This window comes from Streptomyces sp. 5-10, assembly GCF_014712245.1.
Classification (GTDB): Bacteria; Actinomycetota; Actinomycetes; order Streptomycetales; family Streptomycetaceae; genus Streptomyces; species Streptomyces violaceusniger.
On the sequence record NZ_JACVYG010000043.1, the window covers coordinates 81,586 to 96,006 of the forward strand.

Genomic DNA, 14,421 nt, shown 5'->3' on the forward strand with positions numbered 1-14,421 from the left:
CCCGGTGTGTGTGGCTGTGCGCCCGTGTGTGCGCTCTGTCTCCGTCGCGACGGGGACGTTTCGATAGGTCCTGCGTGGGTCGGCCCGCTGTACTGGATCCAGTGGGCTGGGGGACGCCGCCGCCTCATTCCCCGCGGGCGGCGGAACGGTCCGGGAGGCGAATGCCGCCTCCCGGACTGTCGTGTCAGAGGCGCGAGAGGCGGAAGTTGAGTCCTTACAGGTCGTCCGCAAGACCAACGAGAGCGCCACGGCAATTTGGCTGAATATCGCCCCTCACGGCCGGGCTCCCGCGTCGGGCCGGGGAGGGGGAGGCCCGACGCGGGAAGCCCTCTTCCGCATGGATCGCGCGGATGGCTCGCGCCCGGAATCGGCGCAGATTCCACCCAGTTCTCCCTCGGAGCGGTTCGGAGCGGTGGGGCGCCTAGCACATGCCGCGGACGCCGCCGGGCACGCGGTGGCCGTCGCGGCGCGGAGCGATAAGACCCCTGTGCGGCACGGAGCGGTAAGGCCCCCGTACGGTCTGCGGGTTGGCGCTCGGTCGGCGCCCTTTCCGCGCGCCCCTTCGTGCGCCTCTTGTGCGCCGTTCCGCACACTCATCGATGCCCTTGCGCTCTTGCGCGCCCCAATCGTGGCAGCATGGGCCACGGCGGAACGGTGGGTCGCTACCGGCGGTGGTTCCCTTGGTGGGCTCCTTACGGATGCCTTCATGAGAGGCGCCACCCCTTGGGATCAACTCTGCGATTCCTGCGGTCATCTGTGGTCACAGGACATCCAGGAGATCCATGTTGTTGTCCGGTTCGATGCCGAAACCGTCAACATGCTGTGCATGATGGCACCTACTTCTTGGTTGCCCTGGATGCCCACAGCCTGTGGAGGCGGCGATGCGGTGGTTGGTGGGGTGGAGCAGTACCGCATCCGGCCCGGTCTCCTCGGAGAGCCGTGCGATCCAGCCGGTCGGCGCCCAACTCCTGTGGTCCGACCCCGATCCGCTGTGGGCGGTCGGCGACTGGCGCCCCGATGAGGTACGCGTCGTCCAGACCGACCCCTTCACCCGCCTCGCCGTCTTCGGTTGCTGCGGTGCCTCCGACGAGGAGCTGCGGGTGGGCCTGTTCGCCGCCCGCGGCGGCGCCCTGCGCCATCTGACCGCCTGGCCCGGCAGCTACACCGCCGTCGCCCAGGTCGGCCGCCGCGTCACCATCGTCGGCGACCTCGCGGGCGCCCGGCCCGTCTTCCACACCGACTGGGCCGGCGGCACCGCCTACGCCACGGCCGCGCTCCCGCTCGCCGACCTCATCGAGGCGCAGCTCGACGTCGGTCACCTCGGCGCGCTGCTCGCCTGCCCCGACTCCCCGGAGGCCATGGGCGACGGCACGCCCTATATGGGCGTCAGGCGCGTCCCCCCGGGCCATGCGCTGATCCTGCGCGACGGCGCCCGCGACATCACCGGCTACGAGCCCACCGCGTCCCTTGCCGTCGCCGCGCCCCCGCTCGACCAGGACAAGGCCGTGGACGCCGTCCGGGACGCCCTCGTGGAGGCCGTAAGGGCCCGGCTCACCGCCCCGCGCCACGCCCCCGAGACCGATGACCTCGACCCCGGCCCGGTGCCCGGCATGGGCCCCGCCGAGCGGCGGGCCGCCCGCGGCGCCCCGGCCCCCGGCATCGGCGCCGATCTGTCCGGAGGCAGCGCCTCCGCCACGCTCGCCCTGCTCGCCGCCGGTCTCCCCGGAATGCCCGGCACCCTCTTCGGGCACGGCACCGAGGCGGGCGAGCGGCTCCTGGCCGTCACCTTCAACGACCTCGCCACGGCGGGCGGCGCCCGCACCCGCGAGGCCGAACTCGAGCGGGCCGGAGCCATCGCCGCCAATCCGCGGCTGCACCATGTGGTCGTCGCCGCGGGCGAGGAGGCCCTGCCGTACGCGGGTCTCGACACCGGCGCCCTTACCGACGAGCCCGGCCCCTCCCTCGTCATCGCTGAACGCCACCGGCGCCGGCTCGCCGCGGGCAGCGCCGACCACTTCATCGGGCACGGCGCCCGCCAGGTGCTCGACGCCCACCCCGCGCGCCTCGCGGATCTGCTGCTGGACCGCCGCAGACGCCATCTGCTGCGCCCCGCCACGGCGCTCGCCAAGGCCGACGGTCCCTCCGCGCAGTCCTTCTTCGTGCCGTTCACGGTCTACCGGGCCGCGCGACGGCTGGCCCGCACCTCCTACCGCGAAGGCGTCCAGGAGGCCGCCGCGCGCCTTATGGACCGCCACTTCGCCGACGAGCAGGCGCTGCACGGCCCCGGCGCCGTATCCGCCTCCCTCGCCGCCCTGACGTGGTGCCGCCCCGGGCCCGCCGCCCGCTGGCTCACCGGTGAGACGCTCGCCGAGGTGTCCGTCCGGCTGGAGGACGCGGCCGTGCGCCCCGTACTGCTGCGCCGCCCCGGGGAGCGCCGCGCCGACGCCGCACTCGCCCGCTACGCGGCGGACCACCGCGTCTTCGAGCAGGCCGCCGAGATCCGCAGCCAGCGCCTGCACGCGCCCTTCCTCGACAACCAGGTCGTACGGGCCTGCCGCGCGCTCCCCGAAGCGCTTCGGGTGCAACCGGGGGCGCGCGCCGCGGTGCTGCGGTCGGTCCTCGCCGGAGCGGGCGTCCGGGAGCTCCCCGCCGGCTGGGGAGCCACCTCCCACGCCGCCCACACCGCCGCCGTACGGACCGGCATGCGCACCTGGACGGGCGAACTGATGACCCTCTTCGACGCGCCGCTGCTGGCCGACGCGGGCCTGATCGAGGCCCGTGTCGTCCGTAAGGCGCTGCGCGCCGCCGCACAGGGGGAGCGGCTGCCCCTGGACGGCCTGGCCGAACTCGTCTCCACCGAGGTCTGGCTGCGGCGCCTGCTGGCCCGCCGCGGCACCTGCTGGACGGGCACGGCGGCGCCACGCCAGCGGGCGGTGGCGGGCGGAGTGGTGCCGCGGCCGAGCCTGTGACGGCTTCCGCACCGAGGCGGCACGAGGCCGCCTCGTGACATCCCGCCCCGGGGAGTCCTACGGGGCATGGCCCCTGGCGCCCAGAGAGCCGGGGTGCTTGCCGCGCACCGGAACTCGGGTCCTACGGGGAGCGAGAAGCCGACGTCCTTACGGGGAGCGAGAAGCCTTCGTCCTTACGGCGGACGAGAGGCCTTCCGTCCTTACGGCGGACGAAAACGAATGGACCCCTCCGCCGCCGCTCCGCACCATCTCCCCAGCGGCAGTCCGCAACCTAGGAGAATGGCCCCCGTGCGGTATCTGATCCTCGGCACCACCGAAGCGCGCGACGACCACGGCGACCCGCTCCCCCTCGGCGGCCCCCGGATCCGCGCGCTGCTCGCCGCGCTCGCCGTAAGGGCCGCACGCACCGCCCCGGCCTCCGTCGACGTCCTGATCGACGAGGTGTGGGCCGACGACCCTCCGCATGACGCGCCCGCCGCGCTCCAGGCGCTCGTCGGCCGGTTGCGCCGCGCCATCGGCAGGGACGCCGTCGTCTCCTCGCCCGGCGGCTACCGCCTCGCGACCGCCGCACCTCACGACGACGTCGACCTGCTGCGCTTCGAGCGGCTGACGCACGAGGGCATACGCGCCCTGGACGCCGACGACCTCGAGACGGCCGCCGCCACCCTCCGTAAGGCGCTCGCCCTGTGGCGCGGCCCGGCCCTCGCCGACCTGCCGGACCGGGAGGCGGCCGCCGCCCGTCCCGAGGCGCTCCGGTTGACCGCGCTGCACCGCCGGATCGACGCCGACCTCGCGCTCGACCGCCCTACGGACGTCATACCGGAGCTGCGCGAGCTCGTCGCGGACCATCCGCTCGACGAAACGTTCCACGCCCAGCTGATCCGCGCGCTGCGGGCGGCCGGTCACTCCGCCGACGCGCTCGCCGCCTACGAGGACGTCCGCCGGATCCTCGCCGACCGCCTCGGCACCGACCCGGGAGCGGAGCTCAAGGAGCTCCACAGACGGCTGCTGACGACGGACGCCGAGCCGGCCCTCCAGGAGCCGGCCCTCCAGGAGCCGGACGCGGCGCGCGGCGGGGGGCACACCGCGCAGACCGCTCCGCCGAGGGCTGACGGCCATGAGGGGAGCGGGGGCGGAACCCGGGCGGACGGTACGGCGTTCGACGGCCGCGGCGCGGCCAGGGGCGCGTTCGACGGCCGGTCCGGGGGCGGAGGAACCGACGGCGGGGCGGGAAGCCGGATAGACGACCGGGAGGCGGGATCGCGCACCGCCGTGCCGCCTCTGCCGCACGGCAACCTCAGAGCCCGCCTCACCAGCTTCGTCGGCCGCCAGAAAGAGATCGGCGACATCCTCCGCGACCTGGAGGGCGCCCGGCTGGTCACCCTCACCGGCCCCGGCGGCTCCGGTAAGACCCGACTCTCCGAGGAGGCCGCCGCGACCGTGACGGAGGGCTACCCGGACGGCGTCTGGATCGCCGAACTCGCCCCGCTCGACCAGCCCTCCGCCGTCCCCGGTGCCGTCCTGAGCGCGGTCGGCCGCCGCGAGACCATGCTGCTCGCCTCCGGGCTCGAGAGCCGCACCACGGGCGCGGACGGCGGGGATCCGACCGGCCGGCTCGTCGAGTACTGCGCCGACCGCCGGCTGCTGCTCCTGCTCGACAACTGCGAGCACGTCATCGACACCGCGGCCAGGCTCACCGAGACCCTGCTCGCGCACTGCCCGGGGGTGACCGTGCTCGCCACCAGCCGGGAGCCGCTGGGGGTGCCCGGCGAGACCGTAAGGCCGGTGGAACCGCTGCCGCCCGCCCCCGCCCACCAGCTGTTCGCCGAGCGCGCCGCCACTGTACGGCCCGGCTTCGACCCGGCGGCGGACCCGGACACGGCGGCCGCGGTCGCGGAGATCTGCCGCCGCCTGGACGGTCTGCCGCTGGCGATCGAGCTGGCCGCGGCGCGGCTGCGGCTGCTGACCCCGCGCCAGATCGCGGACCGGCTGGACGACCGCTTCCGCCTGCTGACCAGCGGCAGCAGAACCGCGCTGCCCCGCCAGCAGACCCTGCGGGCCGTCGTCGAGTGGTCCTGGGACCTCCTCGACGAGCGCGAGCGCACCGTGCTGCGCCGTGCGTCGGTCTTCGCGGGCGGGTGGACCCTGTCCGCGGCCGAGGCGGTGTGCGCGGACGCCCCGCCCGGCGCGAGCACCCTTACGGACGGCACGGACGGCACGGACGGCCCGGGTGGCCCGGGTGGCCCGGGTGGCCCGGGTGGCCCGGGTGGCCCGGGCGGCGCGGGCGGCGCGGGCGGCACGAACGGTGCGGACCACACGGACGGGGACGGCGCGGACGCCGATGGCGTCAACGAGAACGGCGTCGGGATCCGTGGCGCCCTTACGGACGCGATGGCGGGCACGCCGGCACCGGGCGACACGGTTGCGTGCGCCGAGACGCGCGCCCCCACGCGCTCTCATGCGCACCCCCACGCCAGGATCGCGCCTGCCGAGGTGCTGGAACTGCTCGGGGCGCTGGTCGACAAGTCGCTGCTGATCGTCGACCATCCGTCGCACGGTGCGGCGGCGGAGCCCTCCGGCCCGGCGGGCGGCGAGCCCCGCTACCGGATGCTGGAGACCATCAACGAGTACGTCGGCGAGCGCGCCACCGAGGACGCCGCGGCCCGTGCCGACCACAAGGCCGCCGTGTCCCGTCACACCGCCCACTTCCGGGACTTCCTCCGCACCGCCGAGCCCCGTCTGCGCTCCGCCGGACAACTGCCCTGGCTGCACCTCGTCGAGACCGACCTCGACAACATCCGGGCAGCGCTGCACCGCTCCCTGACGACCGCGGACGAGGGCACCGTCTTCGCGCTCATCCGCGACTTGGCATGGTTCTGGTGGCTGCGCAACTACCGGGACGAGGGCGCCGCATGGGTCGGCCGTGCCCTGGCCCTGGAGAGCCGCACCCACGGCACCCACGGCACCCACGGCACGGACGGCACGGACGGCGAGGCGGGCCGGGCACCGGGCGGCAGCCATCCCCTCGACCAGTTCCCGCCCATCCCGGCCCGGGTTCCGGACGGCGAGGACGGCGTCGACGCGGAAGCCACCCGGTACTGGCAGTTCATGGACCTGCGGCTGCTGCTCTTCTTCCTGCTCGCCGAGCAGGGCACCGGTCCGGATCTGAGCGACCCCGAGAGCCGACACGCCGCGATACGCATGCGCGACGCCTACGCGAGCCATCCAGGGCCCCGCAGCGCGTGCTTCCCGGGTCTGCTGTGGCCCTTCACGGCCTTCGTCATCGAGGGCTTCAGCGGCGAGATTCTGCCGCTCATGGACCAGACCGTGGCCCACTGCCGGACCCACGGCGACGACTGGGCGCTCGGCGTCGCGCTGATGTACCGCACCCACCTCGCCATCGACATGCCGGGCGGCGTCGAGAGCGCCGGCGACGACCTGGCCGAGCTGCGCGCGCTGGCCGCCCGCGTCGGCGACCGCTGGATGCTCGCCCAGGTGGAGGGCGCGCGCGGCGAGATCGCCACCCATCGCGGCCGGTTCGGGGAGGCGAGGGCCGCCTATGAGAGGGCGACGCGGCTCGCGCAGGAGCTCGGCGCCCACACCGAGGTGCCGTTCCTCTACACCCGTCTCGCCGATCTCGCCGTCCACGAGCGGGACGTGGAGGGCGCCCTGAGGCTGGTGGAGCGCTCAGAGGAGGAGGCGGAGCGCTGCGGCACCCAGGACGTGCTGGCCTTCAACCGCATCGTGCGCAGCGAGGCCGAGCTGGTACGCGGTGATCTGGCGCGGGCCAGGACGTATTGCGACGCCGCGCGACAGCTCGCGCTGCGTGGCCCCTCGCCGCGGCAGTTCTGGGTCGTGGCCAATGGTCTGGACGCCCGCATCACCGGCCTGGAGGGCGATCTGGTCGGCGGACTGCGCAAGCTGCGGAACACCCTGTGCGAGGGCCTCGCGGTGAACTCCATGGAGCTGCTGCTGGCCCATCAGGCGGAGTCGGCGGCGGAGCTCCTGGCGGGATGCGGTCAGGAGCGGCTCGCCACGCTGCTGCTGGGCGCCGCCGACGGCTGGCGCGGTCGGCTGCCGCGCTCACCGCTGGTGGCCGGGGACGTCGGCGCGACCGCGACGCGCGCGAGCGAGGCGCTGGGCCGGGACGCGGTGGAGAAGCTGCGCACCGAGAGCACGGCCCTGACCCCCGAGGACGCCCTCTGCCTGCTCGACGAGGCGCTGAGCTGTCTCGACGCCGCCGATGCCGTTGCCACTGATGCCGATGGCGATGCCACTGACGCTGATGCCGCTGTTCATGACGCCGCCAATGACTAGGCCGACCTGGCCGCAACCGTCGACCGGCCGGCCCGCAACCGCCGACCGGGGCGCCGCACTGCCGCCCGCCCGCTGACGCGGGCGCGAGCAGGTGCGACGCCCCGGCCGACCGTCACATGTCGTCACTCATACGGAGGAGGCGAGACGCGCCGCTCACCCCCTGAAACCGACGCGCGAAGACGAGCACATGTCTCGCTCCGGGGCCGACGGCATCACCCCATGGGGCGCGACCGCAGCCCGTCCAGCAGGATGTCCAGCAGCCGGGCCGAGGCCGCCGCCTGCTGTGCCGCGTCCGGCAGCGAGGGCGCCGCCGTGGCGATCACCAGCAGCACATCGGCGACCGTGACGTCCGGGCGCAGCTCGCCCGCCGCCCGTGCCCGCTCCACCAGTTGCCCGACGACCTCCAGCAGCGCCGCGGCGCCCGCGTCGTCCGGCTCGTCCTCAGGTGCTATCGGCCGCTCGACCAGCCGGAGCTCCGGCTGAGCCGGTGCGGCTAACGCCGCCTGCCGCTGCTGCGGCAGCCGAATCTCGGTCTCCACGTCGACCCCGACCCGCAGCACCTGCGGCGGCAGCAGCCGGCCCGCGCCGGACGCCACCGAGGTGCGCAGGAACCGGGCCAGCGCCGACCACGGCTCGTTCTCCTGACCCAGCGCCGCGCGCGCCTGATCGGTCAGCCTTGCCGTCTCCTCCTCGGCTATCCGGCGCACCAGCACGTCCTTGCTGGGGAACCGCCGATAGACGGTGCCCACCCCGACCCGCGCCCGGCGCGCCACGTCTTCCATCGGAGCCCCGTACCCCAGCTCACCGAAGACCTCGCGCGCGGCCCGCAGGACATGCTCCAGATTGCGCTGCGCGTCCACGCGCAGCGGTGTGTTCCGTCCGCCGTTTCCGTCCGACGACGCGACGGCTGCGGACCATGACGAACCCTGAAGGTGCATAAGTGATCCCCCGGTAATGATGTCTCCCCCCGGAGACTCCCCGCCCAGACTGTCGAGGCAGTCACAACCCCGACGAAGTACGAACATAGTTGAGCGCAGGTCAAGAAAGAAGAGGGTAGCTCGGGACAGAACGCCCCCCGATCAGAGCAGCAGACCGCCTCTTTCCGACCATCCGCCCGCTTGCTCCCGCCCATCCCCGGGCTGACCTGCGGACATTTCGTACGTGTAACCGATTCCGCGGCTCGGGGCCGAGCGAGCCGTCCGGTCACACAATTCGTCGGGCCTGTGGACAAACCGCGGTCGCGCGTGCCTCATGGGAGGGTGAAGGAACCAGCGCGCATTCTCGTTGTCGGTGGTGGCTACGTCGGGATGTACGCCGCGCTGCGCCTCCAGCGAAAGCTGAAGCGGGAGCTGAGGCACGGCGGCGTGCAGGTCATCGTGGTCGACCCCGAGCCGTATATGACCTACCAGCCGTTCCTGCCCGAGGCGGCGGCCGGATCGATCTCGCCCCGCCATGTGGTGGTGCCGTTGCGGCGGGTCCTGCCCGACTGCACGGTCGTCATCGGCGAGGCCACCGCGATCCACCACGGCAAACGGACCGCGACCGTGAGAACCCTCGCCACGGAGGAAGAGGGCACGGGCACGGTCGACATCCACTACGACGAGCTGGTGCTGGCCCCCGGATCCGTGTCCCGCGCCCTCCCGGTCCCCGGTCTCGCCGAGTTCGGCATCGGTTTCAAGACCGTCGAGGAGGCCATCGGCCTGCGCAACCACGTCCTCGAACAGCTGGACATCGCCTCCTCGACCCGGGATCCGGACGTCCGCGACGCGGCGCTGACCTTCGTCTTCGTCGGCGGCGGATACGCGGGCGTCGAGGCGCTCGGCGAGCTGGAGGACATGGCCCGGTACGCCGTCCGCTACTACCACAACATCGCCCCCGAGGACCTGAAGTGGATCCTCGTGGAGGCCACCGACCGGATCCTTCCGGAGGTCGGCGAGGAGATGGGCAAGTACGCCGTCCGGGAGCTGCGCGGCCGCAATATCGACGTGCGGCTGGAGACCCGCCTGGACTCCTGCGCCGACCGGGTCGCCGTACTGAGTGACGGCTCACGCTTCCCCACCCGCACGCTCGTGTGGACCGCGGGCGTCAAACCGCACCCGATCCTCGCCTCCACCGATCTGCCGCTGAACGCGCGCGGCCGGCTCAAATGCACCGCGGCGCTCCAGGTCGAGGGCGTGGAGCACGCCTGGTCGGCCGGGGACGCCGCGTCGGTGCCCGACCTGACGGCCGACCGGCCCGGTGCGGAGTGCGCCCCCAACGCACAGCACGCCGTGCGCCAGGCCAAGGTCCTCGCCGAGAACGTGGCCGCCGCGATCGCGGATCAGCCCCTTACGGACTACGCGCACAAGTACGCGGGCTCCGTGGCCTCCCTGGGGCTCCACAGAGGCGTCGCACACGTCTACGGGCGCAAGTTGAAGGGCTACCCCGCGTGGTTCATGCACCGCGTCTACCACCTCAGCCGGGTGCCGACGTTCAACCGTAAGGCGCGCGTGCTGGCCGAGTGGATTCTGTCGGGGCTGTTCAAACGGGAGATCGTCTCGCTGGGGTCGCTGGAGAACCCGCGCGCCGAGTTCAAACTCGCCGCGGACACCGGTCGCCATCCCGAGGCCAGTTGAGCCGATCGGGGCGGAGCCGGGAACTCCCCTCCCACGATCGGCGTCTGACGGATGTCAGTCCGGTCGGCCACACTGGTCGTGTGACCATGGGTGGGCTCGTATCTGCAAAGAGTGACAATCGCGAGGATTCGGAAGTTTGCTGCATTCCCCTGGGGGCCGTCCCCCGTACCCGCACCCATCTCCCCGATCCCGCGCCGGCGCGCCGCTCAGCCACCACCCCACGAGGTAATCCGCAGTGAACTTCACGCGCTGGAGCGCCCGGCTCCCCCGAACCCAGCGACGCATCGCCGCCCGGGCAGACCGCGGTGCGCGGCGGCCGAAGCCCGCGGCCGCCGCGGGCGGCGGCTCCGTCCCGGCGGCCCGGGGCGAGAGCGCCGACCCCTCTGGGCGCGGCGAGCCGCCCGCCGCCGCTCCTTCCGACGCCGCGCCGCCCGCCGCCGTCCCGACCCTCGACGGGCTGTCCGCCCATGACCTCCTCGGCAAGGTGCCGGCGCTGGTCGCGGTGGTCTACGGCCCCGAGCACCGCATCGCCTACCTCAACGACACCTATGTCGAGCTCTTCGGCTCCCGAACCCCCGGCACACCCGCCGGCCAGGGCCTGCCCGAGCTGAGGGAGCTCGGGCTGCTGCCGCTCATGGACCAGGTCCTGCGCAGCGGCAAGCCCCGTACGGTCAAGTCCCGGCAGGTGCCCGTGGGCGGCCCTGCGACCACACCCGGGCCGCGGCAGGAGGACGCGGTCCCCGGCCCCGGCCGGTCCCGCCACGGCTACTACACCTTCACCTGCTCCCCGATCGAGATGGCCGCGCCGAAGGTCGTCGCCCCCGCGCAGTCGGCGGACGAGCGGGCGGGGGAGGGGGCCGTGGACGGAAAACCGGTGGACGGAACGCCGGTGGACCGATCGCCCGTGGACGGATCGTCGATGGACGGTTCGATCCGGGAAGCCGCCGTCCGTAAGGCCGTCGCCGTGCCGGAGGCGGTCGCCACCGAGACCGTCGCCACTGACACCGGCACGGCCACCGAACCGGTCCGCGGCGTGCTCGTCTTCGGCGCCGACGTCACCGACCAGGTCGAATCCGCGGAGCGGCTGCGCGCCAGCGAGCGCCTCCAGCGCGAGGCCGCCGTCACCCTCCAGCGCAGCCTCCTCCCGCAGGGGCTGGAGCAGCCCGACGATCTGCGGGTGGCCGCCACCTACCAGCCCGGCGGCACCGACGCGGCGGTGGGCGGCGACTGGTACGACGTCATCACCCTGGGCGCCGGCCGCACCGCCCTCGTCATCGGCGACGTGATGGGCCGGGGCGTGCGGGCGGCCGCCGTCATGGGCCAGCTGCGCACCGCCGTCCGCGCCTACGCCCGGCTCGATCTCCCGCCGCACGAGGTCCTGCAGCTCCTCGACGGCCTGGCCGCCGAGATCGACCCCCACCAGATCGCCACGTGCGTCTACGCCGTCCACGACCCCAACGAGAACCGCCTCGTCTACGCCTCCGCGGGCCATCTGCCGATCCTGGTCCGCGACCCGGACGGCACCGTGCGCCGCGCCTCCGAGCCCACCGGACCGCCCCTCGGCACCGGCGGCTGGCTGCACACCACCGGCTCGGTCCCGCTCGGCCCCGGGGCCAGCGCGGTTCTCTACACCGACGGCCTGGTGGAGCGGCGGGACAAGGACATCTACGACGGAGTGGCCGCGCTCGAGCGCGTCTTCGCGGGCGCGACCGGCTCGCCCCAGGTGATGTGCGACCGCCTCATCAGGGCCCTGGGCATCACCGCGGAGCACGACGACGATGTGGCGGTGCTGGTCCTCCAGCACCCCGCCCGTACGGGGCATGACGCGGAGCTCTTCCACAACGCCGCGCTGGAGCTCCTCGGCGGCGTGGAAGCCGCACCGCGCGCCCGGGCCTTCGCCTCCGGGGTTCTCGCCAGCTGGCGCTTCCCCATGGAGCTGCGCGATCTGGGCGTGCTCGCCGCCAGCGAGCTCGTCGCCAACTCCCTCCAGCACGGCACACCGCCCATGCGGCTGCGGCTGCGCCGCACCGACCGCCGCCTGATCATCGAGGTGACGGACGGCGATGACCATCTGCCGCGCCGCCGCCGGGCCGAACCGGTGGACGAGGCCGGACGCGGCATCTCGATCGTCGCGACCATCGCCTCGTCCTGGGGCTCACGCCGCACACCGGGCGGCGGCAAGGCGGTGTGGTGCGAGTTCGCCCTGCCCGCGGGCTAGCTCCAGGGGCCCGGGAGCACGGGCCCGAGCAGGGACACGACCGCCTCCGACCGACAGATCGCCCTGGCGCGGGGGAGCCGACTGGCTCCTCCGCCGCGCCAGGGCGATGGCGGAGTGGACGGGCGGCTCAGGCCGCGGTGGTCACCTCGTCCGACGAGGCCGCCCGCGGCGCGGGCACCGCGGCCCCGGCGACCGCCCGCAGCGGATTGTCCTGCTCGGCCGTGAGCCGCCCGCCGAGCATCAGCGCGAGCGCGGTGATGCCGAGCGAGCAGACGATCAGCGTCACGATGTACGCCCCGTACAGCCCGGCACCCGCCATCAGCCCGCCGACCGCCGGGCCCACCGCCAGGGCCAGCTGCTTGACCAGCGCAAACGCCGAGTTGTACTGACCGAGTGCCGACGGCGGCGCCAGATCGGCGACCAGCGGCGCGACGGTCGGCGACAGCATGGCCTCACCGAGCCCGAAGAGCGCGTACGCCGAGATGATCGCGGTGACGCCGACGGCCTGGCTCCCGGGTATCAGCCCGGCGCTCCCGGCGGCGCACCACGCCACCGTCCAGACCAGCCCGACCAGCGCCATCACCCGGCTGCGCCGCCGCCGCTCGACCAGCCTGAGCACCACGAACTGCGCCAGCACGATCGCCGCCGTGTTCGCGGCCAGGGCGATGCCCAGCATCGACGGCGATATCCGGGCGACATCCACCGCGAACGCCGACAGTCCGGACTCGAACTGGCCGTAGCAGGCGAAGAACATGACGAAGCCCAGCACACACAGCTGCACCATGGCGCGGTGGCCGAGCAGGGCACGCCAGCCGCCGGAGCCGCCGAGCCGCTCATCGGCGGTCGGCACCGGGTCGCCGAACACCGGCGTCCGCTCCAGCCTTACGGTCGCCACCGCGGCGCCGAGCACCAGGAACATCACCGCGTCGATCGCGAAGAGCCGCACAAAGCTGGAGGCGGCGGAGGTGTCCACCAGCAGGCCACCGAGCAGCCCGCCGACGCCGAGGCCCAGATTGCCGAGGAAGAACTGGGTGGCGAAGGCCCGCGACCGGGTCGTCGGCGTCGAGCACCAGACGATCAACGTGGCCAGCGCCGGCTGTATGGCCGCGATGCCCGCGCCCAGCACTCCGGCCGCGGCGATGACCAGCGGCTCGCTCGCCGCCAGGCCGAGCCCCATCGATCCGACAGCGGCGGCGACCGCGCCCGCGACGGCAACGGACTGCGGCCCTCGCCGGTCGATCACCCGACCGATGAAGGGCAGCACGGCGAGCGCGGCCACGGCGAACGTCGCGAGCACCATGCCCGCCGTATTCGCACCGAGGTCCCGCACCTGCGCCACATAGACGAAGAGGAACGGGACCGTGAAGCCGTTGCCGAACGCGCTCAGCGCGTTGCCCAGCTGGATACGGCGCAGCGCTGCGCCCATCGCGGTGGTCACACTCACCTACCTAGGTCGAGGAGGGGCAAAGGAAACCGGCCTGACCTGGGGGTCAGCCCGGAGGATCGACGTCTGAAGACTTTGAAGCTAAACTTCGATACTTAAGAGTACAGAGCAAAGGACTTCGGCGCCAATGAGTTTCGTGTCATGCTCTTCACATGGCGGAGACCCCCGACCCGGACGACCTACTGAGCCTCGAAGAGCAGATCGCGGCCTATCAGCGCGAGTTCCAGGACCTGGACCCTCAGGTGGAGCAGGTCGTCAGCGCGCTCAGCCGGCTCACCCGGCGAATGAACGTCGCATACGGCCGTCAGTCGGCCACGTTGGGGATCAGCAACTCCGAGTGGGAGGTCCTCAAGGTGCTCGTCCTGTCCGGGGCTCCCTACCGCCTGGGCCCCGGCGACCTGGCCAAGCGGCTGGGCCTCACCCCCGCCGCCATGACCCACCGCATCGACCGCATGGTGAACGAGGGTCTGGTCACCCGTGAGCGTGATGCGGACAACCGCGTCCGCGTCATCGTCGAGCTGACCCCCGACGGCCGGGAGAAGTGGGTCGAGGCGATGCGCCAGGCCACGGTCTTCGAAGCGGACCTTCTCCAGGACCTCTCCAGCGAGGAGCGCGGAGCCCTCGGTGAGATGCTCACCCGTGTGCTGCGCCGGGTGGAGGAGGCCCAGCCCGACGCCGAGGGGCGGCTGAGCGGCCTCGGCTGAGGCATTCGGCCCAAGCGAGGTTGACACGGGTCCGGGCGATCCGTAATGTACTCCGAGCTGCCACGGAGCCGTAAGGTTCTCCGGTCAGCACTCGAGCCGCACCGGCGGCAAACCACTACTGCGCGGCCCCTCATCGGGATGGATTTCGGCATGC

Annotated in this window: 7 protein-coding genes; 5 read left to right on the forward strand and 2 right to left on the reverse strand. The window is 73.3% G+C overall.

Going from position 1 to position 14,421, the window contains the following annotated elements; translation table 11 throughout:
* The first annotated feature begins 881 nt into the window (after nucleotides 1–881).
* Nucleotides 882–2,969, forward strand: coding sequence for an asparagine synthase-related protein (locus IEJ02_RS35330; RefSeq protein ID WP_191068577.1), 2,088 nt, complete (start codon nucleotides 882–884; stop codon nucleotides 2,967–2,969).
* 288 nt (nucleotides 2,970–3,257) lie between these two features.
* Nucleotides 3,258–7,286, forward strand: coding sequence for a BTAD domain-containing putative transcriptional regulator (locus IEJ02_RS49245; protein WP_317986006.1), 4,029 nt, complete (start codon nucleotides 3,258–3,260; stop codon nucleotides 7,284–7,286).
* A 212-nt stretch (nucleotides 7,287–7,498) separates the two neighbouring features.
* Here IEJ02_RS49245 and IEJ02_RS35345 read toward each other — a convergent pair whose 3' ends face one another.
* Nucleotides 7,499–8,224: a TetR/AcrR family transcriptional regulator gene (locus IEJ02_RS35345; protein ID WP_137978888.1), complete on the reverse strand. Its 726-nt coding sequence runs from the start codon at nucleotides 8,222–8,224 to the stop codon at nucleotides 7,499–7,501.
* Between the two features lie 321 nt (nucleotides 8,225–8,545).
* On the opposite strand from IEJ02_RS35345, the gene IEJ02_RS35350 reads away from it, so the two are divergent.
* Complete coding sequence (locus tag IEJ02_RS35350; protein WP_191068578.1) at nucleotides 8,546–9,901, forward strand: NAD(P)/FAD-dependent oxidoreductase; 1,356 nt, start codon at nucleotides 8,546–8,548, stop codon at nucleotides 9,899–9,901.
* A 235-nt stretch (nucleotides 9,902–10,136) separates the two neighbouring features.
* Complete coding sequence (locus IEJ02_RS35355) at nucleotides 10,137–12,119, forward strand: ATP-binding SpoIIE family protein phosphatase (protein ID WP_191068579.1); 1,983 nt, start codon at nucleotides 10,137–10,139, stop codon at nucleotides 12,117–12,119.
* A gap of 127 nt (nucleotides 12,120–12,246) precedes the next feature.
* On the opposite strand, the gene IEJ02_RS35360 is transcribed toward IEJ02_RS35355, so the two are convergent.
* The gene (locus IEJ02_RS35360; protein WP_191068584.1) at nucleotides 12,247–13,557 is read right to left on the reverse strand and encodes an MFS transporter; all 1,311 of its coding nucleotides are present in this window, start codon (nucleotides 13,555–13,557) and stop codon (nucleotides 12,247–12,249) included.
* A gap of 158 nt (nucleotides 13,558–13,715) precedes the next feature.
* On the opposite strand from IEJ02_RS35360, the gene IEJ02_RS35365 reads away from it, so the two are divergent.
* A complete protein-coding gene (locus IEJ02_RS35365; protein WP_137978891.1) occupies nucleotides 13,716–14,267 on the forward strand; it encodes a MarR family winged helix-turn-helix transcriptional regulator in 552 nt (183 codons plus the stop codon).
* Nucleotides 14,268–14,421 lie beyond the last annotated feature (154 nt).

Bases quoted from the DNA above. Each gene is read 5' to 3' on its own strand.
- IEJ02_RS35365 (WP_137978891.1), top strand. From the start codon at position 13,716: ATGGCGGAGACCCCCGACCCGGACGACCTACTGAGCCTCGAAGAGCAG.
- IEJ02_RS35330 (WP_191068577.1), top strand. From the start codon at position 882: ATGCGGTGGTTGGTGGGGTGGAGCAGTACCGCATCCGGCCCGGTCTCC.
- IEJ02_RS35345 (WP_137978888.1), bottom strand. From the start codon at position 8,224: ATGCACCTTCAGGGTTCGTCATGGTCCGCAGCCGTCGCGTCGTCGGAC.